This is a genomic window from Streptococcus sp. 2_1_36FAA (assembly GCF_000161955.2).
In the GTDB taxonomy this organism is placed as follows: Bacteria; Bacillota; Bacilli; order Lactobacillales; family Streptococcaceae; genus Streptococcus; species Streptococcus gordonii.
In genome coordinates this window covers 153240-177912 of record NZ_KI391973.1, presented here as the reverse complement: position 1 = coordinate 177912, position 24673 = coordinate 153240, and the positions used below count along the sequence as shown (strand labels likewise).

The window sequence follows — 24673 nt, the reverse complement described above, 5'->3', positions numbered from 1 at the left end:
TGTTTGATTTTTTGCACAGATTATTGTTTATAAAAAACACCATCTGTTTCTTATACTCATACTATACACCATATTTAGTTTATTGTCAACACTTTCTTGTTTATTTTCATCATATCTTTTTAAAAAATGATGAAAATAAACAAGGGTTCTCTAAACAAACTTAATGGTTCTTACATATTCAAGAAAAAATAAGGAATAACATCTCTATTTTTACCAATTATCTTTAAATAAGTATAAAAACATCTTAAACCAATTTATTTATTAAAAACTCTATGCATAAACTAAGCTAAAAGAAGTGAAATAAAACAATCTTTTGTCTTCTTGAAGGTCTGATTGCAAATAAAAAATCCCAAATCTGATAAACAGAAATGGGAGGGGGACAAAATATAAGAATAAATTACTAGTGTCCTATTCAAGATTATCATACTAAGACAGCTCATAAAAATCTAGAAGCTAACTAGTCAATTCTATTTAGAAAGAGACCGTCAGCAAGTTCATATTCATTATTCCCTTGATTTTAGGTCTCTTCTATCTTCAATTTAATCTATTTCTATCTAAGAATAAACAAACTTATTATGTTTTCATTCTTTTCTCAAAAGAACTACCTATTAGTTTTTACCTTGAGCTACGTACTCTTCATTACGTTTGATCATTTGTTTTCTGTACCAAGCAAAGATACCGATATAGAATACAAGGAAGGCTACAACACCAAGAATAGCTTTAATATCGCCGGTTGTTGCGTTACCAATTGTCCAACCCAAGAGTTTTTCAACTGGACCTTCAAGAGTTGAGTGAGTAATCAATTGAGTAGAAGCTACCCCTTTAGGGAAGGCATCAACACTCTTAGCCAACTCAGTTGCAAATGGAGCAATCAGAGTTCCTGAAAGAAGGAAGAGTGGCAAGAGAAGACTTCCAAAAACAATCATACGGATCAATTTACCACGAGTAACAACCAAGAGAGCTGGAGTTACACCCATCGCAATGATACCAGCAAGTGGCAAGATACCATTACCAACTTTAGAAAGAAGCACTGCTTCGATCAACATGATTGGTGCAAGTACATTAGCACAAGCCCAGATTTCAGCACGACCAGCGATGAAAGGCCAGTCAAGACCGATATTGAATTTACGTCCTTGAAGGCGTTTAGTAGCAACGTTTGTAATACCTTGTGAAAGTGGTTCTACCGCTGCAATGAACCATGAACCGATTAACGAGAACAATTCCAAGGAGACACCAGCTGTTAAACCAAGGCTCAACCAAGATTTAATAACCAATTCCCATGTTTTTAAGTCTTCCACATTCGCTTCTGGATGTGGTGTTCCCATAATTCCGATTACAATACCAAGAAGGAAACCAATAAAGAATTTAGAACCCCAGAAACCAATTTTCTTATTTAGTTTAGCGGCATCAAAGTCATATTTATCAAGTCCAGGGAAGAATTTATCAAAGATCTTATCCAACACCATGATAATAGGGTTCATCATGTAGTTCATGTGAGTAGAGGTCATTGGAGATGAACTTGGAGCATTTAGGAGGTCGTCAAAAGTTGGTTTCATCAAGTCAGAGTTGATAATCTTCATGATTCCTACTAGTACGACTGCAAGAGTTGCTACAAAAAGAGAAACACCTTGACTTACTCCGTTTTTATCTGCATACCATTTAATCAAGAGACCTGTGATTGACAAGTGCCAGATGTCGAAGATATCTACATCGAGTGTATCTGTTTTCTTCATCAATAGCATCACGACATTGACGATCAACATAACAAGCAAGAAATACAGAGTCCAAGCAGAACCCCAAGTAATCGTTGCAAGTGGTGCCCAACCTACGTCTGTAATATTAAGTTGAATCCCTGTATTGGTTACAAATTTTTCTAATGAAGATGAAAAAGCTCCATTCAACATTCCAATAATTGCACCAATACCTGTCAAGGCGATCGCTAATTTAATACCACCTTCGAGGGCTTTGGAGAATTTAACCCCAAACAAGAGGGCTAGGACCGTCAAAATGATTAACATGATGATTGGACCACCCATCGCCAAAATTGGCTTAAAAATATCGTTGGCTAATTTAATAATGCCATCCATAATAAATCCTCCCGATTTATATTAATTTATATATTGTTTATAATATGAGAACTCCAGCGCACTCTTTAGACAGCGCTTTCATACACTTTAAAAAAATTAACTCAGGCCATGCTCTTTGATGGCTGCTTCAATATTATCAAACACTGGAGCGCTCATTGCTGGAATTCTGAACAAGATTGGTCCAGCTTCTACAACTGGAATACCAGGATCAAAACCTAAATCTGTCGCAGCAATTGGTGTGAAAATATCATAGCCTTTAATCAAATCTTCATTGACATCTTTAACCATCACTGCATCACAGCGAACATCATAACCACGGTTAGATAATTCTTCTTCTACCGCATTCTTAATTTGGTGACTTGAATTAACACCAGCCCCACAGGCTGCTAAAATTTTAATCATTTGGATTTCCTCCGTTTTATATATTTTCTTGATTATTTTATCCGATTTCTTTTGTTATATAGTCATATAATTCATCTTCATTTGCCAACTTAGATAAATTATCTAAATTTCCATTCTTAGTAAAGAAATCCATCAATTGTGCCAGAATATTCGTCTGACTAGAACTTGAATTGTTAATGATAAAGAACAAAAGTGAAACTTCTACTTCTTTATCAGGTGCTATCATGTTGTGAAAAGTCACAGCTTGATTTAAGCGTACTACAACAACTTTTTCAGCTAAGTTATGTTCAATATCTGTATGAGGGATTGCTACATTCGGTAAGTCTTTTCCTAGAAACTCCATGTCCAATCCAGTTGGAAATGACTTTTCTCTCTCGATTAATGCAGTCCTATAAGAAGGAGTTACAATCTTTCTTTCTTCAAGAAGGTTAGCGACTTGATTAAAAAGATGTTCTTGATTATCTGCTTGTAGGCAGAAGACCAAGTTCTTATCAAACAATTGATTAAGTCCCATAATACTTCACCCCTTTCTATATTTAATATATCTTTATCTCAATATAAAATCAATCTACTATTTATAAATAAAAGCCTACAAATTATGCTAAGACATATATTGATTTTCTCTTTAAAATATAATCTATGATTCTATTTCCAAGAGGTTGCACTGCTCTTTAAAACTTGATTTAATTCTTCAATGTTTTGACGTCCTTCAGTACGAAGCCATTCACGAGCTGCTGCTTCACCATCTTTGATGTAAGCTTCAACTGATCCAGCCCAAGTTGCACGGCCACAAAGAACACCGTTGAAGTTTGCGCCTGATTCGTGGGCAAAGACAAGGGTTTCTTGGAAGAGTTTAGCTGATACACCCGCACTCAAGTAAATATATGGCAAGTTAGTCGCTTCATCTTGTGCTTTGAAGAAGGCTGCTGCTTCTTCACGAGTATGAACGATTTCACCATCACCAAAACCTTCAACGTATTTGACGTTGACTGGAACTTCCACTTTCAAGACATCGATGTTGAAGCGTGGATCTGAGAAGACCTTCATAGCACCGATAACCTTGTGTGGTTTTACTTTGGCGTATTCTGCAGAACCTGCGTCAGCGATTTTTTCATCGTAAGCGAGGATTTCAAGGAAGAATGGAATGTCTTCCGCCACACATTCAGAACCAATGCGTTCGATGTAGGCTTGTTTTTGTTGGTTGAGTTCGTCAGAGCTGTCTAAATCATAGTAAAGCAAGAACTTAACAGCGTCAGCGCCTTGTTCCTTGATACGTTTTGCAGACCAAACATCCAAGCAGTCTGGCAAGCGTTTGGTGCTTGTTGTGTCGTAGCCAGTTTTCTCATAAGCAAGGAGAAGACCAGCATTTGGATCAAGCGCTTTTGTAGCTGGAAGACCATACTCTGGGTCTAGAAGCATAGAAGATGCGTATTTGGTCAATTCATCTGCTACCAAGACTTTGAGTTCTTCCATTTGAGCCACTGTTGGCTCTTCAGTTTGGTATTGACCCATGAGGCGTTTCAAAGCACCTCGTTGGTCAAATGCGAGAGCTGAGATGATACCATTCTCATCAGAAAGTTTTTCCATATATTTGCGTTTTTGTTCTGTTAAAGCCATTTTATACCTCTTTTACTATTAATTGATCATATAGAGCTTGATAGTTAGCCATATTGACATGACCTGTCATCTTTTCTTGAGCATTGAGCATACCAAGGACATTGGCCTTGATGAGAAGTTCTTGATCAGATTCCTTATGAAGAAGTCCTGATGAAATTCCTGCCACAGTAGAATCTCCAGATCCAACAGGATTAACTACCTGAATTCTAGGGATATCTACCTTGTAGAAAGTATCACCATGTTTTGCAAAAGCACCATTTGCACCAAGTGAAACAATGATCCACTCAACACCTGCAAATAAAGGCTCTTGAAGAACTTCTTTTAATTCATCCAAATCCTCAGAAACTTCTTTCCCAAGAAGCTGAGATAATTCTTCGTTATTTGGTTTGATTACTGTTGGTTTGTGGGGTGATTCAAGAACTGCCTGAAGAGCTGCACCTGAGCAATCCAGAACAACTAGTTTCCCTGCTTGATTAGCAAGCTCTACCAAGCTCGCATAATAATCAACTGGAAGACCTGCTGGAAGACTACCTGAGATGGCAACTACTTCAACAGTGTCAAGGAGATTTTTGAAATGAACCAAGAAATCTTGTCCTTCCTGTTCCAATACTTCAGGACCTTTTTCAAGGATTTCTGTTTGGTTGTCACCATGTAGAATAGCGATACAGTTTCGAGTCTCTCCTTTAATCGAGAAGAAACGTTTCCTTACTTTATCGTCAATATGCTCTACTAAAAACTCACCAAGTTTACCCCCAACTAAACCAGTAGCAGCAACAGAATCACCAAATTCTGAAAGAACTCGTGTAACATTGAGTCCCTTTCCACCAGCTGTCTTGGTCACGTCCACCACACGGTTGACAGTATCAATTTTCAATTCATCCAAAGGATAAGAAATATCAATGGATGGATTCATTGTGACTGTTAAAATCATGCGTCACCTCTTAGTCGTGGTATTCACCGCGATCCCATTTTTCAAGGAATTCTGTAAAGAAGTTTGCATCTGCTTGATGAGCATTGTGAGTTTCAATGTGCTCAATTTTCGCAATCAATTTTTTGTTTTCTTCTGATGGTTTATATTCAGCATTGATGAAAGCTTCAATAATATCACACATAAGCAATTCACCAGTGATTTTACCACCAAAACCAATAACATTGGCGTTGAGTTCTTCTTTAGCGTAAAGAGCTGTTGTCATATCACGAACCAAGGCAGAACGAACACCAGGAACTTTATTGACAGCGTTGTTGATGCCAACACCAGTACCACAGATACATACCCCAAGATCAGCTTGACCGCTAGTTACAGCTTCCCCTACTTTTTTACCAAAGATTGGGTAGTGAGTACGAGTATGGTCATAAGTACCAAAGTCAAGGACTTCATAGCCTTTTGATTTCAAAAAATCTGAAACCGCCATTTTTTCATTGGTAACGATATGGTCACATCCAATTGCAATTTTCATTTGACTTCTCCTTTTCTTAGCACATTTTGTTGAGCATGTCGACCCGGATTTGGTGACGTCCGCCGTCGTATTTACCATTGACAAAGCCTTTGGCAATATTCTTAGCCAGGCCTTCTCCAACAATTTCAGCTCCCATTGTGATCATACGAGAGTTGTTGTGACCACGAGTCATGTAAGCAGAACGTTCATCTGATACTTCTGCTGCAACCATTCCTTTGATTTTAGTTGCGACCATGAATGGACCAGCACCATAAGCATCAATCACGATACCAAGATTTTGTTCTTCTTTGTTCACTTCAGCCGCAACTGCCAATGTCACATCAACAAAATCCTGACCTTCTTTCGTCACATCCACTACTTCAAAGTTTTCTCCGACGAGAAAATCTTTAACCACATCTTTCAGCTTATTTCCAGCAGCATCTGCACCTATAATAATTGCCATGAGCATTCTCCTTTGTTAAATATATCAGAAAGAATTTTAGTAAAACGCTTTCTTTTAATATATTAACAATATACTAAAATTATCGTTTTTTGTCAACATTATTTGTTTGTTTTTTTCATAGAAATTCTACCTGTTGATTAAAATAAACAAAAAAAGCCCTTTGAAGAGCTTTTGACTAACTGTTTATTAAATTAGGTTAAACTAGAAAATTACTTTTGTATAAACTTCCAACTCTCCCTGAACAGCTTCTGAAGTCTGATCCGTGATTAAGGCTGTTATCTCCGATAAGGAGCAGATAGCCGTAAAGTCCTCCTTGCCAACTTTAGATGAATCGATAAGAAGATAGCTTTCTTTCGAACGTTCTAATGCTAGCTTCTGAGTATAAGCTTCCTCAAAGGAAGATGTCATAATTTGACCATCTTTGATGCCATTTCCACTGAAAAACATCTTACTAAAATACATACGATCCATAAGAGCATTGGTCATTTCACCGACAAAAGCTTGAGTAGCATCACGCATTTCTCCACCTAACAGAAAAACTTTAAAGGTATCTGATTTTTTCTTGAGTAAGTCATTAAAAATAGGCAAGCAGTTTGTAATCACGCGCAGATGTTGATTTGATATTTCCTCAGCTAGCACCTCTACCGATGTTCCAGGACCTAGAAAAATAGTGTCTCCCTCCTCGATAAGCTGGACAGCTTTCTTGGCAACAGTTCGCTTGGCCTCAATATTTTTAAAAAGCTTTTCTTCATGTGGAAGCTCTCGATATTGTTGCACCTTATTACTCTTCGCCCCACCAAATACTCGCGTAAGCTTTCCTTGGTTTTCCAACTCTATCAAATCACGGCGAACTGTCATATCTGAAACCTTCATGGTCTCCATGATCTCAGCAACCGTTACAGTTCCAGCTCGATCCACAAATTTAAGAATTTCATCTTGTCTTTGATTCTTACCCATACTCCATCCTCTCTAGCTTGGTTTTGTTCATTATAACTCATTTCTCTCATTTTATCCACATATTTCTGTTTATTTCAAACATTTTTTTGTCTTGTTAACTAAAAAAACGAGAATAGAGTTATACTCCCTTCTCGTCTTTTACTCTTCTATTGTCTATAATAATACTGATTAGCAGGAATATTTCCAATGTTTTGCCCCAGTGCCAATCTAGCTTTACTTGAATCTGAAAGGTCTCCATAAAGATTAGGAAATCCAATTTTTAATAGAGCAATTAGATATCCCGTATTCCCAGACCGAACATTTAGGGTAGGAAATTGACTGCTAGAATGAGAATTAGGTGAGAGGAGCTTAGTGTTATTCACTTTTCCACCAACACAAATTAAATCTTCTCTCGTAATTCTATCTCTCAATCAATTTATTCTGTAGTCTGTGTTCCTTCACCATTCTCATCGCTCGGTTCAAAAAAATCTTTTTGATTGGCAAAAACCATTTCATGGGCAGGATTGCCGTCTGACATGGTAATCGTTATGAGAGGTTGCTTGGCGGTCTTATACTTGAAAATACGGACAGTAATGGTAAAGTCGCTATTGCCATCTGACTTTCTCATCTTATCAGTCGCTATTAAAGTTTCTCCTTCAGATTTCCATTCTGTCGTAAATTCTGCTGAAACAGCACCATCAGGAGTTTGGTAATTAATCTTCCATTCCTTATTGCCACCGTCAATTTTAGCTTTATCACCCGTATTCGCTACATATTCACCTGAAATACTAACTTTTTGCTCTGAGCTGTCAGACTTAGATGTCGAAACTGATGTAGAAGAACTCGCTTGTTTTGGCTGCTCCTTATGACTAAACTTAGACATAAGAAGAAAACAAACTGTCACCGCTAAAGCCAGTGCTACAAAACTATATAGTAAGGTTAAGACTTGTTTTTCTGTCCCATTTTTTTATCATTACTCATACCTCCAATAAAAAATCTTACACCTAGTATACCTTAATTCTTCATCTTGGTAAAATCCTAGGATGAAACCGACCTAATCAAAGAAATATCTTCTAGTATAGAAAACTTATTATATCTGGGAAGAGAATAAAAGACCGCCTTCGCGGTCTTTCTTATATCCACAATAGATAAGACAAGTATCAGTTAGTACTCAATCTTTCTATCCAATCAAACTTCCATTTGGGACCTTCTCATCCACAGTAAGAAGAGTCAGTTGGTCACCGTGTTCGGCTGAGAGAATCATCCCTTGGCTGACATATTTTTTCATCATTTTACGTGGCTTGAGGTTGGCAACGATTTGGACTTTCTTACCGACCAGTTCTTGCTCGTTTGGATAGTATTTCGCAATACCAGAGAGGATTTGACGGTCTTCACCGTCACCAGCATCCAAGCGGAATTGAAGAAGCTTATCTGAGCCTTCAACTTTAGACACTTCTTTGACTTCAGCAACTCTGATTTCTACCTTATCAAAGTCGTCAAACTTGATTTCCTTGCGGTTAAGTTTGAGCTCGACTTCTTCTGGATTCCATTCTTTTTCAACCGCAGGTTTGTTGCCTTCCATTTGTTCTTTGATATAGGCAATTTCTTCTTCCATATCCAGACGTGGGAAGATTGGTGTTCCTTTTTCTACGACTGTCAGACCTGCTGGAAGCTGATCAATTGCTAGATTTTCCAGAGACGTGGCTTGAGGCAAGTCTAATTGACTGAGGACAGCCTTGCTCGTTTCCATCATGAAAGGATCAATCATGTGCGCCACAACACGAAGGCTAGCTGCCAAGTGGCTCATAACACTTGCAAGTTGATTGCGGAGGGCTTCATCCTTAGCCAAGACCCAAGGAGCAGTTTCATCAATGTATTTATTAGTACGAGAGATAAGCGTCCAGACTGCTTCTAGGGCGCGTGGGTAGTCCACTGCGTCCATGTATTTGTAGTAGTCAGCGATAGATTCAGCTGCCACCTGAGCTAGAGCTCCATCAAAGTCTGTCACATTTTCTTCGTAGGCAGGCACTTGACCGTCAAAATACTTGTTAATCATGGAAACAGTACGGTTGAGGAGGTTTCCAAGGTCATTGGCTAACTCGTAGTTGATACGACCTACATAGTCCTCAGGTGTAAAAGTTCCGTCTGAACCGACTGGAAGACTACGCATGAGGTAGTAACGAAGGGGATCTAGTCCAAAACGCTCTATCAACATTTCAGGATAGACAACGTTCCCTTTAGACTTAGACATCTTGCCGTCTTTCATGACAAACCAACCATGACCAATCAAACGTTCTGGCAATTTAATATCCAACATCATGAGAAGGATTGGCCAGTAAATTGAGTGGAAACGAAGAATGTCTTTTCCGACCATGTGAAAGACGGTTCCGTTCCAGAACTTGTCAAAGTTAGCGTGTTCGTCTTGACCGTAGCCAAGAGCTGTCACATAGTTAAGCAGGGCATCAAACCAAACATAGACAACGTGTTTTGGATTAGATGGGACTGGCACACCCCAGGTAAAGGTTGTACGAGAAACCGCTAAGTCTTCCAAACCTGGCTCAATGAAGTTTTTCAGCATTTCATTGAGACGATCGTCTGGCGTGATAAAGTCAGGATGAGATTTGAAAAATTCTACCAAGCGGTCTTGGTACTTGCTGAGACGAAGGAAGTAAGACTCTTCCGATACCCATTCCACTTCATGGCCAGACGGAGCAATTCCGCCGGTTACTTTTCCATTTTCATCACGGAAGACTTCAGCCAGCTGGCTTTCTGTGAAGAATTCCTCGTCTGATACAGAATACCATCCTGAATATTCACCCAAGTAGATATCGTCTTGAGCTAGGAGACGTTCAAAGACATCGGCTACAACCTTTTCGTGGTAGTCATCTGTCGTCCGGATAAATTTATCGTAAGAAATATCCAGCAGTTTCCAGAGTTCCTTGACCCCAACTGCCATGCCATCAACATAAGCTTGCGGACTGATACCAGCTTCTTCAGCTTTTTGCTGAATCTTTTGACCATGCTCATCTAGACCTGTCAAATAGAAAACATCGTAGCCCATAAGACGCTTGTAGCGAGCTAGAACATCACAGGCGATGGTTGTGTAGGCAGAACCGATATGGAGTTTACCACTCGGATAGTAGATAGGGGTTGTAATATAAAACGATTGTTTTTCAGTCATTTTTTAATCCTTTCAAGGCTAATGAAACCTTTTTTGATAACACTTCATTATACCATATTTTGCAAGGTTTGAGAAAAGACAGTCACCCACAGTAAATATAATTAAAAAAACAGAAATTATTCTAGGTTTAATAGGTCACAACATTCAAATTTCCACTCTCATATTCTGAGATGAAGATATTTGAAATATCAGTATAGCCATCTTTAGCCAGTCTCTCCACCAGCCATTCTTCTGTTTTGTCAATAGACTTCAGAATATCAATCTAGACAAGATTATTTGGTGATAAGGGATATTTATGGTTTTCTTCACCTCTTTATTCGACGATGAGTTAGATGTTTCGTACCAGACAGATCCGATTGACTTGCTAGTGCTAGAAGATGCAAGCGAAACCCCGTTTTTCTGACTGGTCTGACTCAAAACATAAACATAAGCATAGAAAATCTTTCTAACTTCCCAAACCTCTTGCAATCACTTTGCTATAAATCAGTCCTGAATTTTGTTATAATAAACTCAGCAAACTTCTACTAGAAAAGGAAATTTTATGAAACTCATCTCTTGGAACATTGACTCTCTCAATGCTGCATTGACTAGTGACTCTGCCCGCGCTCAGCTCTCTCAGGCTGTTCTTCAGACCTTGCAAGCAGAAGATGCAGATATCATCGCCATTCAGGAAACAAAACTGTCTGCGACAGGTCCGACTAAAAAGCACTTGGAGATTTTGGCAAATCTTTTCCCAGGCTACGAAAACACTTGGCGTTCCTCCCAAGAGCCGGCTCGCAAGGGCTATGCAGGAACCATGTTCCTCTACAAAAAAGAACTGACGCCAACCGTAACCTTCCCAGAAATCGGTGCTCCATCAACCATGGATGTCGAAGGTCGCATCATTACGCTGGAATTTGACGACTTCTTCGTCACTCAGGTCTATACGCCTAATGCTGGTGACGGCCTCAAACGCTTGGATGACCGTCAAGTCTGGGATGCTAAATACGCTGAATACTTGGCAACACTAGATCAACAAAAACCAGTCCTCGCTACTGGCGACTACAATGTAGCCCACAAAGAAATCGACTTGGCCAATCCAGCCAGCAACCGCCGTTCACCAGGCTTTACTGATGAAGAGCGTGCCGGCTTCACCAACCTGCTGGCTAAAGGCTTCACTGATACCTTCCGTCACTTGCACGGCGATATCCCTAACCAATACACCTGGTGGGCGCAACGTAGCAAGACTTCTAAAATCAACAACACAGGCTGGAGAATTGACTACTGGCTGACCAGCAACCGTGTAGCTGACAAGGTGACCAAGTCTGATATGATTGACTCCGGTGCGCGCCAAGACCACACACCCATTGTCATGGAGATTGAACTCTAAGGAGAAAACAAATGGACTATCAAGCTGTCATTCCTGAGTTTGTGGTATCTGACATCGAAAAGTCACGCCACTTCTACTGCGACTTGCTGGGATTCTCTATTGAATACGAGCGTCCAGAGGAGAAATTTCTCTTCCTCTCGCTTGAAGACTGCCAACTTATGCTAGAAGAAGGCAGCGTAGAAGAATTAGCCCAACTGACCTATCCTTTCGGACGTGGTGTCAATATTTCCTTCGGCATTGAAGATGTCCCTCAGCTCCACCAAAAACTGCTGGAAGCTGACTATCCTATCCATCGTCCGCTGACAAAAAGAGAATTTCGAGTGGGAGATAACTTTATCTATCCTCATGAGTTTGCGATTTTGGATCCAGATGGTTATTTTTTAAGATTTAGTGAATAAGAAAGCGAAGTCATTAGACCTCGCTTTTTAAATGTCGTTAAAGTTATAGAGTTGCGGATAGTGTTCGCACTCGGGATTTTTAGGATGGCAGATGGCACGACCAAAGTAAATCATGGCCTGATGGGCTGGCAGCCAACGTTCCGGTGGAAGGACATCCATAACTCGCTTTTCTACTTCCAGTGGCGTTGCCGACTTTTTAACAATATCATGATGCTTGCAAATTCGCTCCACATGTGTATCGACAGCAAAGGCTGGAATGCCAAATCCTACACTCATGACAACATTGGCCGTCTTGCGACCAACACCAGCTAGACTTTCCAATTCCGTCCGAGTTTGTGGTACTTGACCATCAAAGTCGTCCAAAAGCTGTTGGGCGCATTTCTTCAAAAACTTGGCCTTGTTGCGATAGAGCCCTAGGCGGGAGATGTATTTAGCAATGTCTGCTTCACCAGCCGCAGCCATGTCCTGCGGACTTGGATAGGCTTCAAACAGAGCTGGCGTTGCCTTATTGACAGCAGCATCTGTCGTCTGAGCAGACAGCATGACCGCAACCAAAAGCTCAAAGTGATTGCGAAAATCCAGACTAGGCTTGGCGTCAGGGAAGAGAGCAATAATCTCTTCAATCACATGACGAGCCCGTTTTTTTGATAAAACCATGATTCTTCTTTCTAAGATTGAGATAGATTTATTATATCATGAAAAGATTTTTAATGTCATTAGGAGCTTCTAACTGACACGCGTTCTAACCCAAATTCGATCATACAATCTACTTGAACCACATTCTCTAAAAGAAAAATCATGACATCTTGTATATTCTTTCCTAAATATTTCTCTTTTCAATGCAGATTTCCTGTTGATGGGACTAAAAATATTTTTATCTCAATTTTATCACTGTGCAATATCGGACCAAAAAGAAATTTGGGGTAAATCAGATAAATTTGTCTCTCTGCTTATTGCAATTCCATGAAAATAATCTGTTAAACTTTTAGAATAATAAATTATATCGGAACCAACAATTGAAAATACTGGCGAAATCGGAGTATTACATGACGCAATATACCTATGACCAGAAATAGGAAATAATGTTGGAGAATTTATTAAACGACTTCGTATTTCTCTTTTCATAAGTTCTAAATCGCTAGGAGCTTCTCCCCAATTATCACTCCAATCAACATATTCTATTTCTTCTGCTATATTTTCTTTGATTATTTGTATGTAATTGCTCAGCATTTTAACATTCTGAGGTGAAAAGTCACTCCAATCATACCAGTTTTTAGGAAGTTTCGTCATATTCCCATAAACTTTTTTAAATTCGTCAGGTAAATAAACTCTATAAATTTGCTCTATATTTCTAAACGTTCTTTCATTAAATTTTTTTGACACTATATACCTCTTGTTTTATTTTTATGAAAGATCGGTAGTGATCTTGAATATACCAAATGGAACAATCCTCACCTATAATAATTATTTCCATCCCACTTAGTACTCCTTATACCTAATTCCAACAGGAAGGAGTTCCTTACCATTTAAAGGTTTACTATTCTTCTTCATCATCAATCAAAAAGAAATCATAATCTTTGAAAATAAAAGTATAGATACCAGTCTGTAACCAAGACAAACCTGTCAACCAGTTCGAAATAGAGAATCAAATATTCGTCACAGGGAAATCCATATTCTAGGAAACACTATATTAGTTTGACATCATTTAAATTTAGGTTTGAGCCAAAATTCTTGGATATTGCCATGCCCATCAATACCAGCAATAGTATTTCTGAAAAATTCAACATAGTTAAGATCTTCCCTTGAAATTTCAGAACCGATTTTAAGCCAACCTGATTGCTCATCATAATACGTTTCCCAATTGTAAGCATAGTCAATGCGAAAACTATCTCCCCCATTAATATCATTATCTGTAACAACAATAACACCTTTATCAAATTTAGGAGGCACCAAACTTCTTTTTATCCAAGAAAAGTCGTTATGATACCCCCAAAATTGAGTGGATTCCATATTTTCTGAATTAAAACCTAAAAATAAATATATAAAACTAAAAGTAATATCACTAGCTATTGTTGGAGTAGCTATTAATTCCTTTGTATCCGTTTTATATATTAACTTCTCTTGCTGATTATATTCTTTTTTTATTATTTTAAACATATTTTCCAACCTATTAAGAAAATCAAGGTGTACAATTTAATTTGTATCTAAATCAACAACTAATTCACATAAATATAATATTTTTTCACTAACCTTCTCTAAAAGATCGATATCGTATTTTAAAAGATAGAAACATTATAATTCTTCCTCATCTTTAATAATATAGACCTCAAAATTCTTGGACTTACCTACCTACATATGTTTTTCAACATCACTTTCCTGGCAAGGTGGGAGATCATCTTACAAAATATCAAATGAAATTGTTTAGAAGCCTTATCCACAGCTTCAACAAACTGGTAAGAAATTCTATGTTAGAAAAAAGAGGCTTTCAATCCATTCGCCTCTTTACCTGTGACTAAATCTTTCCTATTTCTTGATTTCAGTCTGTTTTTTTATTATCTAACACAATTGGATGTTCTCTATTTCATTTTGTCGTTCTATTTGACTACAGATGAATATAATAGCCTTTTTATCAAGCCTTATCTTATCACAACCCCAACTCTTCATACGCCTTCCGGTAGCCAATCTGTAAGATCTGGTTATCTCGAACCAATAGTGGTCGTTTAATTAGCATACCGTCTGTTGATAATAAATCTGCAGCTTCCTGAGCTGTCATATGTGGAACTTTTTCTTTGAGTCCTAGTTCACGGTATTTGAGTCCGCTGGTATTGAAAAAGGACTTGATCTCAAAATCAGAATTCTGGATCCAGTCTAGGAGTTGATCCCGGCTAGGTGTATTTTGGACAATATCCACTGCCTCAAAGTCCACTCCTAATTGATTGAGCTCAGCCTTGGCCTTACGACAGGTAGAGCATTTGGGATATTCGATAAATTGTAACATAGTTCACCTCAATTTTTTTCTATCAATCTCTGTTGCTTCATGGTCTAAAAGCCAGAGCTTTTTATCTAAACCACCAGCATATCCTGTCATTTGTCCTTGACTTCCCAAAACGCGATGGCAGGGAATGATAACGGAAAATGGATTCCGACCAACAGCTCCTCCGACTGCTTGAGCAGACGAAACACCAAGGTCTCTGGCAATTTGCCCATAAGTCACTGTCTTCCCTTTAGGAATCTGACTCAAATAGCTCCAAACGCGCTTTTGAAAATCAGTCCCTGCATCTGCTAAAGTCAAACTTGAGAAATCTACATCCTGACTAGCAAAGTAGGCATCAAGGAGCTGAGCAGTCTGCTCGAGAATGGGATTGCTTGCTTCAATTACTTGTCCATTTAGACCACGCTCAAAATATTTCTGGCCAACAAACCAAGCACCTCTCAGTCCGCTTTCATCTGCCACCAAAGAAAGAGGACCCAAAGGAGAATGATAAATTATTTTATAATAAGTCAACTTTTCTAGTCCCTTCCTTTTTTGTCTTTTAGCTCTCAGTCACTTGTAAGATTACTGGTGATAGGTTGAGTACAAGTCACTCTTATTCAAACCATATTTTTTCGCAACTTCTTTGATAGCCTTGCTTTTTTGACTGCCGGTTTCAATGAGAAAATCAATTTCAGCCAATAATTCCTCTTCTGACTTCTCAGCTTTCTCCTCACTAGCACCATCTACAATTAGCAAGCACTCGCCCTTGAGTGGCTCATCACCAATAGCTTCTAGTAATTCAGATATCAGTCCCCTCTGGTATTCTTCATAAATCTTCGTCAATTCGCGAACTAGAACTACCTGTCTGTCTCCATAGACTTCCAGCATATTTTCCAAAGTCGACTTGACCCGATGAGGGGATTCATAAAAAATCTGCGTCTCGGGATAAGCCTTCTTGCTTTCAAAAAATTCTTTTTGCTGGCCTTTTTTTCTAGGAAGAAAACCAAAGAAAATGTGGGGTTGAGGAGCTAAACCACTAGCAATCAGAGCTGAAATTCCCGCCGAAGGACCTGGCACTGATACGACAATGATATTTTCTGTAATGGCAGCTTTTACCAAGTCGTGGCCTGGATCCGAAATACAGGGAAGACCAGCATCTGATACCTGGGCAAGATCATGACCTTCTTTTAAAAGAGCAATGATTTCTGGGATCCTGGCTCTGGAATTGTGGTCATGAAAACTGATTAGCTTGGTCGAGATATCGAAATAATCCAACAAGCGACCGGTATTACGTGTATCTTCTGCCGCAATATAATCCACTTTCTCAAGAGTTTCTAACATACGAGTGCTAGTATCCTGCAGATTACCAATCGGAGTCGCCACCAGATAGAGCTTACCATAGGATGACGTATCTTTAAAACTTCTCTGAATTTGCATGGCTACTCCCTGAACAATAATTCATTACAAAAGGCACATTCTTCTTCGTCATTATCTCGTCTTTGACCATAGAAGTCTGTGCAAATATGAAAACCATCCAAATAAATTCGCTCAAGATTCTCGCGTCCTTGACCGCCACCTTTACTTGGTCCTGTTTTTTCCACTTCTCCGAGTCGTTCTCGTAGCTTGTCATTCTCCAAGCGCAGAACTGTATTTTCCTCAATAACACTCTTTAGATTTTTTTTAATTGCTTCTACTTCAGCCAGAGTTAGCATTAGATTTTGTGAAAAATCATCTAAAGCGTCAAATATTTCTCTTTTATCCATATCTATTTTTCTCCTTAGCTACGCTTTGCTGGCTGTATGATCATATATTCCAAAGCATTTTGGAAACTCACATTGGCCTGCCACATTTTTCGAGATTGAAACAATCTATCTAAAAAAGTCCGACCACTTTCTTTCTCTATATGTTGAGAAAATAAAATCTCTAGAATTCTAAAAATTTGGTCCTGTTTTTCTTTATCATCAGCCAAACTGCTTAATCTAGCAACCTGTAAAAAGGCCAAATCATTCTTAGCAAGACAAAGGTCAACAAAGCGCTGACAGACTTGTGTTACATCAAAGAAGGATTTGCTAGTCTGCAAGTTTTGAGCTTCCTCTAAAGTCTGGCTATAAGCTGCAAGAAGCTGCGCCTGGTCCTTAAGCAAGCCAGACTCTTCCAATTTCGCTACTAAGTAATCTTCATTTTTAGGAAAATGAAAAACCTGAGTCCGACTTTTAATCGTAGGTAAGATCAAATTTTCATCACTAGTCAGAAGGAAAATATATACCTCACTTTGAGGTTCTTCTATCATTTTTAAGAGAGAATTTGCCGCATTCAGGTGCATTTTTTCTGCCTCACAAATGATAAATACCTGCTCATTACCTTCTACTCCGCTCTGCGAAAAATTCTTGAGTAGCTCCCGTATACGTTCTGTCTTGATGATTTGATTTTGCGGTCGAACCACTGTAACATCTGAAAAATCTTCCTCTGCAATCAGACGACAAGACCGGCATTCACCACATGGCCAAACACCCATCTTATCCTGACAGAAACGGCTCTGAGCTAATTTCTGTGCCAGATCAAAGCTGGCAAAATTTCCTGTAAAAAGATAAGCATGGTTCAGCTTATCTTGCTCTAGAATTCGTTCAAAACAATCAACAATTTTAGGTTGAAGTTCCTTTAATTCATTAATGTTCATGATTTACTATTTAAGTGCTGGTTTAAGACAGCTAGGCTATCTTTTACAACATCTTCCAAAGCCTGGCTGGCATCAATTTTAACTAGGCGTTCTGGATCCTTTTCCAAGCTATAGAGATAACCTTGACGGACTCGTTGATGCATTTCCAGTCCCTCTAAGTCAAGACGGTTGACCTCACGATTCTTATTTTTAGCAATGCGAGCAAGACCTTCTTCGACATCTAAATCAAAATACAAGGTTAGATCTGGCTTAAGACCGTCCGTAGCAAATTGATTGAGCCATTCAATATCTGCCACATCTAAACCACGGCCAAAACCTTGATAGGCAACAGAACTATCAATGAAACGATCCATGATAACTAATTTCCCAGCTTCTAAGGCAGGAAGGACCTTTTCTATCAAATGCTGTCTACGACTAGCAATGTAGAGTAATAGCTCCGTCTTCCCATCCATTTCTGTATTATTCTGATCCAATATCACTTCTCGAATAGCTTCCGAAATAGGGACTCCACCAGGCTCTCTAGTCGTCACTACTTGCTGCCCTTTGGCTTCTAAAATCGGTACCAGAGCTTCTAAAACGCTAGATTTTCCAGCTCCATCCGGACCTTCTAGCGAAACCAACAATCCTCTTTTCATATGTTCCTTTTCTATGCTTATAGAGCAAGGAATACTCCTATAATGCTCTTATCTGCCTGACAGTTCATTTATCTCCCCTATAGTTTTTATGTAAACGTGGGAAACTTACAGATTCCTTACTGCCAGAAAGCAATACTCATTCTATTTTTTTACAATTCTTTTACTATTTTATCAAAAAAAATCATTAAATTCATTACATAAGTTAGAAACATTTGATACAATATAAAAAGGAAAGTTTTTGGAGGAGATTCTTATGCTGAGATTAAAAAACATACTTTGGATTATATTTGGTGCAGGCCTTTTTTCTTTTGGGATCAATTATTTAGCTATTCCCAATCATTTATTTGAAGGTGGAGTCACTGGGGTTACCCTCATTACCTACTATTTATTTAAACTTCCGGTTTCCGTTATGAACCTAGTGATCAACTTCCCTCTCTTCTTCTTTGCTTGGAAGATTCTGGGGAAACAATCTTTCTACTACAGCCTAATCGGAACATTCTCTGTATCAGCTTGGCTGGCCATTTTTGAAAAAATTCCTTTTGTAGTAGATTTAGACGGAGACTTGGTCATTGTGTCTTTGATAGCTGGTATCATCCTCGGAGCCGGACTAGGAATCATTTTCAACGCTGGTGGAACAACCGGAGGTTCCGATATTATTGCTCGTATTTTAAATAAATACACCCATATTTCTATCGGAAAACTCATGTTTGCCGTTGACTTCTTTGTTCTTTTCTTAGTCGTGATTGTCTTTAAAGACTTGCGTCTTGTAACTTATACACTGGTATTTGTCTTTATTGCTTCCCGAGTTATTGACCTTATCGCTGAAGGTGGTTATGCCGGTAAAGGTTTCTTAGTCGTTACTGGAAAATCTGAAGAATTAGCACAGGCTGTTGTTGAGGAACTAGATCGAGGTGTGACCTTGCTGAATGGTACTGGTTACTACACAAAGCAAGATTACAAAGTCATCTACTGCGTCCTGGCTCGAAATGAAATGCAGCAGATGAAAGAAATTATCCATCGAATTGACCCTCACGCCTTTATCACAATTACTGAGGCTCACGAGATTCTAGGAGAAGGCTTCACTTTAGACGAAAACAAACAACCAATCGCTCGTTAACAATAGATCCACACAAAAAGGAATCCAAAATTTGGATTCCTTTTTATTTGCTTCCAACGTTAATCCGGTTAATCGCCCGTTGCAGAGCAATCTTAGCCCGGCGTTCTTGGTCAATCAAATGCTTATCATGTGCTTCTTCGATTTCTTGCTCAGCTCGGAGTTTAGCTCGCTCAGCCCGGCTGATATCAATATCTCGCTCACGCTCAGCTGAGTCCGCCACAATCGTAATGACATTATCTGCAATTTCAATGATTCCACCATTGACTGCTACCCAGTCGATATGTTTATCATCATCGACCCGGCGTACCTTGACCTGATCTACTTCTAAAACAGCGATGGTATTGATGTGACGAGGTAAAATCCCCAACTCTCCATCAATGGTCTTTACGGAAACAAATGCAGCATGGTGGTCATAAACGAGACCGTCCGGAGTAACGATTTGTACTGTCATTTGAGCCATCATTCACCTCTTAGAATCCCATTTTTTCTGCTTTAGCAAGAACATCCTCGATAGAACCCACTCCACGGAAGGCATCTTCTGGTAACTTGTCATGTTTTCCTTCAAGAATTTCTTTAAAGCCTCGAACAGTTTCAGCTACTGGTACATAAGAACCAGGTTGACCTGTAAATTGCTCGGCCACATTAAAGTTTTGTGATAGGAAGAATTGGATCCGACGTGCACGAGCAACCAAAGTCTTTTCTTCATCAGACAATTCGTCCATACCTAGGATGGCAATGATATCTTGCAATTCGTGATAACGTTGTAAGACTCGCTTGACTTCAGCAGCTACAGCGTAGTGCTCTTCTCCAACAATCTCAGGTGCCAAGGCACGAGAGCTTGAAGCGAGTGGGTCAACGGCTGGGTAAATCCCCAATTGTACCAACTTACGTTCCAAGTTTGTCGTTGAATCCAAGTGAGCGAAGGCTGTTGCTGGCGCAGGGTCAGTATAGTCATCCGCTGGCACATAGATAGCCTGGATAGAGGTTACAGAACCCTTTTTAGTTGATGTGATACGCTCTTGGAGTTGCCCCATTTCTGTCGCAAGTGTTGGTTGGTAACCAACCGCTGAAGGCATACGACCCAAAAGGGCAGATACTTCAGAACCAGCTTGAGTAAAGCGGAAGATGTTATCGATAAAGAGCAGCACGTCTTGGCCTTCTACATCACGGAAGTATTCAGCAATTGTCAAACCAGTTAGGGCAACACGCATACGTGCTCCTGGTGGTTCATTCATCTGACCAAAGACCATGGCAGTTTTCTCGATAACGCCAGATTCTTTCATCTCCCAGTAAAGGTCGTTCCCTTCACGAGTCCGTTCTCCAACACCAGTAAATACTGAGATACCACCGTGTTCTTGGGCAATGTTGTGAATCAATTCTTGGATCAAGACGGTCTTCCCAACTCCGGCACCGCCGAAGAGTCCAACCTTCCCACCTTTCAGATATGGTGCTAGAAGGTCGATAACCTTGATTCCTGTTTCCAGGATTTCAGATGAAGTTGATAACTCATCAAAGGTCGGTGCTTTCTTATGAATTGGTTGACGTTCTGCATCATCCCCAAACGGTGCATCCAAGTCAATAGTGTCTCCAAGAACATTGAAGACCCGACCCAAGGTTTCTTTACCAACCGGTACAGAAATCGGACGACCTGTGTCAAGAACCTCCAAACCACGTGTCAAACCATCTGTTGACTCCATGGCGATAGTCCGAACCACTCCATCACCAAGCTCAAGAGCTACTTCAAGGACGATTTTTGATTTTTTCTCATCATTTTTATAGACTACAAGTGCATTATTTATCTCAGGTAGCTTATCTCCAGCTGCAAACGCAACGTCTACGACTGGCCCGATTACCTGAGTAATTTTGCCTGAGCTCATGTTATTTCCCTCGTTTAATTTCTAATTAATCAGTGGCCTATTCTAGGGCACTAGCACCCGCCACAATTTCAGTAATTTCCTGCGTAATGGCAGCCTGCCGAGCGCGGTTGTACTGAATCGTCAAATCACTGATGACTTTTTTAGCATTATCAGTCGCTGTCTGCATGGCTGTCATGCCGGCAGCATTTTCAGCTGTCTTAGCATCAATAATAGCCCCATAAATCATGCTCTCAGCAAACTGAGGCAACAATTGGTCCAAAATAGCTTCCCGACTAGATTCTAATTCCAAATTAACGGTATAATCTTCGTCAGCTTCATTTGGATCCAAGTCAATAATTGGTAGCATTTGCTCAATCCGCATCTGACTAGTCAGACTATTGACATGATGGTTGTAACAGACATAGAGCTCATCAAAAAGTTCATTTTGATACATCTCGATGGCTTTGCTAATAATCTTACGAACCTCATCAAAGCTTGGTTGATCGGGTAAACCACGCAGTTCATAAACTGGCTGAACCCCTCTAGCTCGACAAAAGTCCGCACCAACACCTCCAATACAGAGAATCTCAAAATCATCTCCCTTTGGATGGTATTCTGCCTTCAGCTCCATCATGGCTTTGAGAATGGTGGCATTGTAGCCACCAACCAAGCCACGGTCAGATGTGATAACAATGTAACCTGTTTTTTTGACTGGTCTACTTGTCAGCATTGGATGGTGTTTAGCATTTTCTGCCTCATGTCCATGAAGCAAATCCGTTAAGAGTTTCCGAACCTTGGAAGCATAAATTTGAAAGTTCTTAGCTGCTTCCTCAGATTTTCCTAACTTAGCTGCTGATACCATTTGCATTGCATTAGTGATTTGACTGGTGTTTTTTGTGGATGCAATTTTATTTTTGATATCGTTCAATGAAACTGCCATCTGACACCTCTATTCTTATTTAAAGCTAGACTGATTGACAAACTCAGTAATAGCGGCATCCAGAACTTCCTCACTCGGAAGATCCTTAGTCGTTCGGATTGTTTCATAAATACCTTCTTGATGTGCATCAAAGTAGGCAAATAATTCTTCCTCAAAGCGAAGAATGTCATCAACCGGAACACTGTCCAAGAAGCCATGAGTCAAAGCATAGAGAATGACTACTTGCTTTTCCACAGGAAGCGGCTTATGAACTGGCTGTTTCAATACTTCTACTGTTCGACGACCACGGTTTAGTTTTGCCTGAGTCGCAGCATCCAAGTCGCTACCAAATTTGGTAAAGGCTTCTAGCTCGCGATAGGAAGCCAAGTCAATCCGCAAGGTTCCGGCTACCTTCTTCATAGCCTTGATCTGAGCTGATCCCCCAACCCGTGATACAGAAGAACCCGCATCAATCGCTGGACGAACACCAGCATTGAAAAGGCTGTCGCTGAGGAAAATTTGTCCGTCAGTGATTGAAATCACGTTGGTAGCGATATAGGCTGAGATATCCCCCGCCTGAGTTTCAATAAATGGCAGAGCTGTGATAGAACCTCCACCTAATTCATCAGAAACCTTAGCTGAACGCTCTAAGAGACGACTGTGAAGATAGAAGACATCCCCTGGGAAGGCTTCACGGCCTGGTGGACGACGAAGAAGGAGGGACAATTCACGATAAGCTACCGCTTGTTTTGACAAATCATCATAGACAATCAAAACATGCTTGCCATTGTACATAAACTCTTCCGCCATTGCTACACCAGCATAAGGAGCAAGGTAAAGCAAAGGAGAAGGTTGTGAAGCTGAAGCTGTCACAACAATTGTATAGTCAAGTGCACCATACTGACGAAGAGTTTCTACCTGTGTACGAACTGTAGATTCTTTTTGACCAATGGCCACATAGATACAGATCATATCTTGGCCTTTTTGGTTTAGAATCGCATCGATAGCAATGGTTGTCTTACCAGTCTGACGGTCCCCAATGATCAATTCCCGTTGACCACGACCAATCGGAACCAAGGCATCGATCGCCTTGAGACCAGTCTGTAAAGGTTCAGAAACTGATTTCCGTTGCATAACACCTGGAGCAGGCGTTTCAACTGGTCTTGTTTTATCTGTTGCAATATCACCCAGACCATCTACCGGCCGACCCAAAGGATCCACAACCCGTCCAATCAAGGCTTCCCCTACAGGAACTTCCATGATTTTACCTGTACGGCGGATGGTATCCCCCTCACGAATGTCGGTAAAATCTCCTAAAATAATAATCCCAACATCATTTGATTCTAAGTTTTGCGCCATCCCGTAAGAGCCGTTTTCAAAGACTAAGAGCTCTCCACTCATGGCATTATCCAGCCCATGCGCACGCGCAATTCCGTCACCAACATAGGTTACTACACCTGTCTCAGTAACATCAAAATCCGGCTGGAAATTTTCAATTTGTTGCTTAATTAAAGCGCTGATTTCTTGTGCGTTAATTGCCAAAAGAACACCACTTTCTATTTCAATTTTTCTTTAACTGCTTTCAACTGACGCTTAATGCTTGTGTCAATTATCTTATGATTGGCTGTAATGGCAAAGCCTCCAATCAAGCTCCTATCCAAATTTTCCTTAATGGAACGAACCTTGAGGTTCATCTTCTTCTCAATCACAGGAATAAGCCGAGCCTTCTGCTCTTCTGATAATCCCTCTACTGAATGGATAGTTACCTCAAATTCATTGGTTTCCTTCTCGATTTTCTTCAAGATATCGAGTAAGATTGGATAAAAGAAGTCTTCTCGTCCGTTTGTAATTAGGACTTCGATCAGGTTATTAACCAAGACCGAATCACATGTTTGAAACAAACGAAGAACCTTACTTTTTTCAGCTTGACTGACGCCAATATGCGATAAAAAGTCAGCAAGATGGGTTTCTTCAAAAATCCCCTTAATCTGACTTAGTTCTCTAAATACATCTCTTTGCTGATTTTTTTCAAGCACTATTTGGACAAATGGAGCAGCATACTTTTCAATGATCGCATCGCTTCTCTTGTCCATTAGGCATCTCCTAGCTTGTCGATATAACTGTCAATCAATTGACTTTGAGCTTCCTTGTCTAAGGTTTGGCCAATAATCTTACTAGCCAAATCAATTGACAAATCTGCCACATCACCCTTGATTGATCTTAAAGCTTCTGCTTTTGATTGAGCAATTTCTTGATTTGCCTTTTGCTTCAATCGGCTAACTTCTTCAGTCGTGTCAGCTAAAATACTCGCTTTGTTTTTCTCAGCTGTTTCTTTAGCTGTTTCAACAATAGTAGCAGCTTCTTCACGGCTTCCTGCCAGTGCTTCTTCACGCTTTTGCTCCAAGACTTCTGCATTCTTACGAGCAGATTCTGCACTATCAATATCGTCAGAAATTTTCTTTGCTCTTTCTTCAAAAATGCTGGTGATATTGCCCCAAGCAAATTTCTTGATTAGGACAATCAAAAGAAGAAAGGAACCTGCCACAAGGATAAAGTTTCCAATCAATTCACCTATGGTTATATTCATTTATTCGACTCCTTTCTCT

28 protein-coding genes and 1 pseudogene are annotated in these 24673 nt (G+C 39.7%); 3 read left to right on the top strand and 26 right to left on the bottom strand.

Annotation, left to right across the window (positions count from 1 at the left end; genetic code table 11):
- Window positions 1-608: 608 nt before the first annotated feature.
- The 11 genes and pseudogenes from HMPREF0847_RS00885 to HMPREF0847_RS11315 all read right to left on the bottom strand — a co-directional run.
- Complete coding sequence (locus HMPREF0847_RS00885; RefSeq protein WP_008809453.1) at window positions 609-2087, bottom strand: PTS galactitol transporter subunit IIC; 1479 nt, start codon at window positions 2085-2087, stop codon at window positions 609-611.
- A gap of 96 nt (window positions 2088-2183) precedes the next feature.
- Window positions 2184-2489, bottom strand: coding sequence for a PTS sugar transporter subunit IIB (locus HMPREF0847_RS00880; RefSeq protein ID WP_008809454.1), 306 nt, complete (start codon window positions 2487-2489; stop codon window positions 2184-2186).
- 37 nt (window positions 2490-2526) lie between these two features.
- Window positions 2527-3003: a PTS sugar transporter subunit IIA gene (locus HMPREF0847_RS00875; RefSeq protein WP_008809455.1), complete on the bottom strand. Its 477-nt coding sequence runs from the start codon at window positions 3001-3003 to the stop codon at window positions 2527-2529.
- A 131-nt stretch (window positions 3004-3134) separates the two neighbouring features.
- Window positions 3135-4106, bottom strand: coding sequence for a tagatose-bisphosphate aldolase (gene lacD, locus HMPREF0847_RS00870; protein ID WP_008809456.1), 972 nt, complete (start codon window positions 4104-4106; stop codon window positions 3135-3137).
- 1 nt (window position 4107) lies between these two features.
- A complete protein-coding gene (locus tag HMPREF0847_RS00865; protein ID WP_008809457.1) occupies window positions 4108-5037 on the bottom strand; it encodes a tagatose-6-phosphate kinase in 930 nt (309 codons plus the stop codon).
- Window positions 5038-5047: 10 nt separating this feature from the next.
- Window positions 5048-5563, bottom strand: coding sequence for a galactose-6-phosphate isomerase subunit LacB (gene lacB, locus HMPREF0847_RS00860; RefSeq protein WP_008809458.1), 516 nt, complete (start codon window positions 5561-5563; stop codon window positions 5048-5050).
- Between the two features lie 16 nt (window positions 5564-5579).
- Window positions 5580-6005 carry a galactose-6-phosphate isomerase subunit LacA gene (gene lacA / locus HMPREF0847_RS00855; RefSeq protein WP_008809459.1) on the bottom strand — a complete coding sequence of 142 codons (426 nt, stop codon included), beginning with the start codon at window positions 6003-6005 and terminating at the stop codon, window positions 5580-5582.
- 201 nt (window positions 6006-6206) lie between these two features.
- On the bottom strand, window positions 6207-6962 hold the full coding sequence (locus HMPREF0847_RS00850) for a DeoR/GlpR family DNA-binding transcription regulator (protein WP_008809460.1): 756 nt from the start codon (window positions 6960-6962) through the stop codon (window positions 6207-6209).
- A gap of 415 nt (window positions 6963-7377) precedes the next feature.
- Window positions 7378-7824, bottom strand: coding sequence for a hypothetical protein (locus HMPREF0847_RS00845; RefSeq protein WP_020992585.1), 447 nt, complete (start codon window positions 7822-7824; stop codon window positions 7378-7380).
- Window positions 7825-8121: 297 nt separating this feature from the next.
- The gene (gene metG / locus HMPREF0847_RS00840; protein ID WP_008809462.1) at window positions 8122-10122 is read right to left on the bottom strand and encodes a methionine--tRNA ligase; all 2001 of its coding nucleotides are present in this window, start codon (window positions 10120-10122) and stop codon (window positions 8122-8124) included.
- Window positions 10123-10249: 127 nt separating this feature from the next.
- Window positions 10250-10432: pseudogene (locus HMPREF0847_RS11315) on the bottom strand (YetF domain-containing protein); the annotation flags it as partial.
- A 231-nt stretch (window positions 10433-10663) separates the two neighbouring features.
- On the opposite strand from HMPREF0847_RS11315, the gene HMPREF0847_RS00830 reads away from it, so the two are divergent.
- Together HMPREF0847_RS00830 and HMPREF0847_RS00825 are read left to right on the top strand one after the other, a co-directional pair.
- Window positions 10664-11491, top strand: a complete 828-nt coding sequence (locus tag HMPREF0847_RS00830) for an exodeoxyribonuclease III (protein WP_008809464.1) — start codon at window positions 10664-10666, stop codon at window positions 11489-11491.
- An 11-nt stretch (window positions 11492-11502) separates the two neighbouring features.
- The gene (locus HMPREF0847_RS00825; RefSeq protein ID WP_008809465.1) at window positions 11503-11889 is read left to right on the top strand and encodes a bleomycin resistance protein; all 387 of its coding nucleotides are present in this window, start codon (window positions 11503-11505) and stop codon (window positions 11887-11889) included.
- Between the two features lie 27 nt (window positions 11890-11916).
- Here HMPREF0847_RS00825 and nth read toward each other — a convergent pair whose 3' ends face one another.
- The 9 genes from nth to tmk all read right to left on the bottom strand — a co-directional run bounded on the left by nth (window position 11917) and on the right by tmk (window position 18175).
- Window positions 11917-12546, bottom strand: coding sequence for an endonuclease III (nth, locus tag HMPREF0847_RS00820; RefSeq protein ID WP_008809466.1), 630 nt, complete (start codon window positions 12544-12546; stop codon window positions 11917-11919).
- A 231-nt stretch (window positions 12547-12777) separates the two neighbouring features.
- The gene (locus HMPREF0847_RS00815) at window positions 12778-13272 is read right to left on the bottom strand and encodes a hypothetical protein (RefSeq protein WP_008809467.1); all 495 of its coding nucleotides are present in this window, start codon (window positions 13270-13272) and stop codon (window positions 12778-12780) included.
- 318 nt (window positions 13273-13590) lie between these two features.
- Entirely contained in the window at window positions 13591-14046 is a 456-nt protein-coding gene (locus HMPREF0847_RS00810; RefSeq protein WP_008809468.1) for a hypothetical protein, read from the bottom strand.
- Between the two features lie 487 nt (window positions 14047-14533).
- Window positions 14534-14887 (bottom strand): arsenate reductase family protein, encoded by a 354-nt coding sequence (locus tag HMPREF0847_RS00805; protein ID WP_008809469.1) that lies wholly within the window; start codon window positions 14885-14887, stop codon window positions 14534-14536.
- Window positions 14888-14890: 3 nt separating this feature from the next.
- Window positions 14891-15394 (bottom strand): methylated-DNA--[protein]-cysteine S-methyltransferase, encoded by a 504-nt coding sequence (locus HMPREF0847_RS00800; RefSeq protein WP_008809470.1) that lies wholly within the window; start codon window positions 15392-15394, stop codon window positions 14891-14893.
- A gap of 51 nt (window positions 15395-15445) precedes the next feature.
- Window positions 15446-16300 (bottom strand): 16S rRNA (cytidine(1402)-2'-O)-methyltransferase, encoded by an 855-nt coding sequence (gene rsmI / locus HMPREF0847_RS00795; protein ID WP_008809471.1) that lies wholly within the window; start codon window positions 16298-16300, stop codon window positions 15446-15448.
- Between the two features lie 2 nt (window positions 16301-16302).
- Window positions 16303-16626 carry a DNA replication initiation control protein YabA gene (gene yabA / locus HMPREF0847_RS00790; RefSeq protein ID WP_008809472.1) on the bottom strand — a complete coding sequence of 108 codons (324 nt, stop codon included), beginning with the start codon at window positions 16624-16626 and terminating at the stop codon, window positions 16303-16305.
- Window positions 16627-16640: 14 nt separating this feature from the next.
- Complete coding sequence (locus tag HMPREF0847_RS00785) at window positions 16641-17540, bottom strand: DNA polymerase III subunit delta' (protein WP_008809473.1); 900 nt, start codon at window positions 17538-17540, stop codon at window positions 16641-16643.
- Entirely contained in the window at window positions 17537-18175 is a 639-nt protein-coding gene (tmk, locus tag HMPREF0847_RS00780) for a dTMP kinase (RefSeq protein WP_008809474.1), read from the bottom strand. The genes HMPREF0847_RS00785 and tmk overlap by 4 nt, the downstream gene beginning before the upstream one ends.
- A 253-nt stretch (window positions 18176-18428) precedes the next feature.
- Between tmk and HMPREF0847_RS00775 the strand changes: the two genes are divergently transcribed.
- On the top strand, window positions 18429-19292 hold the full coding sequence (locus HMPREF0847_RS00775) for a YitT family protein (protein WP_008809475.1): 864 nt from the start codon (window positions 18429-18431) through the stop codon (window positions 19290-19292).
- A 43-nt stretch (window positions 19293-19335) separates the two neighbouring features.
- Here HMPREF0847_RS00775 and HMPREF0847_RS00770 read toward each other — a convergent pair whose 3' ends face one another.
- The 6 genes from HMPREF0847_RS00770 to atpF are packed head-to-tail and all read right to left on the bottom strand — an operon-like array spanning window position 19336 to window position 24654.
- The gene (locus HMPREF0847_RS00770; protein WP_008809476.1) at window positions 19336-19755 is read right to left on the bottom strand and encodes a F0F1 ATP synthase subunit epsilon; all 420 of its coding nucleotides are present in this window, start codon (window positions 19753-19755) and stop codon (window positions 19336-19338) included.
- 7 nt (window positions 19756-19762) lie between these two features.
- On the bottom strand, window positions 19763-21169 hold the full coding sequence (atpD, locus tag HMPREF0847_RS00765; RefSeq protein WP_008809477.1) for a F0F1 ATP synthase subunit beta: 1407 nt from the start codon (window positions 21167-21169) through the stop codon (window positions 19763-19765).
- 37 nt (window positions 21170-21206) lie between these two features.
- Entirely contained in the window at window positions 21207-22088 is an 882-nt protein-coding gene (locus HMPREF0847_RS00760; RefSeq protein ID WP_008809478.1) for a F0F1 ATP synthase subunit gamma, read from the bottom strand.
- A 15-nt stretch (window positions 22089-22103) separates the two neighbouring features.
- Window positions 22104-23609 (bottom strand): F0F1 ATP synthase subunit alpha, encoded by a 1506-nt coding sequence (atpA, locus tag HMPREF0847_RS00755; RefSeq protein WP_008809479.1) that lies wholly within the window; start codon window positions 23607-23609, stop codon window positions 22104-22106.
- 14 nt (window positions 23610-23623) lie between these two features.
- Window positions 23624-24160, bottom strand: coding sequence for a F0F1 ATP synthase subunit delta (locus tag HMPREF0847_RS00750; protein ID WP_008809480.1), 537 nt, complete (start codon window positions 24158-24160; stop codon window positions 23624-23626).
- Entirely contained in the window at window positions 24160-24654 is a 495-nt protein-coding gene (gene atpF / locus HMPREF0847_RS00745) for a F0F1 ATP synthase subunit B (RefSeq protein WP_008809481.1), read from the bottom strand. Before atpF ends, HMPREF0847_RS00750 begins: the two co-directional genes overlap by 1 nt.
- Between the last annotated feature and the right edge of the window lie 19 nt (window positions 24655-24673).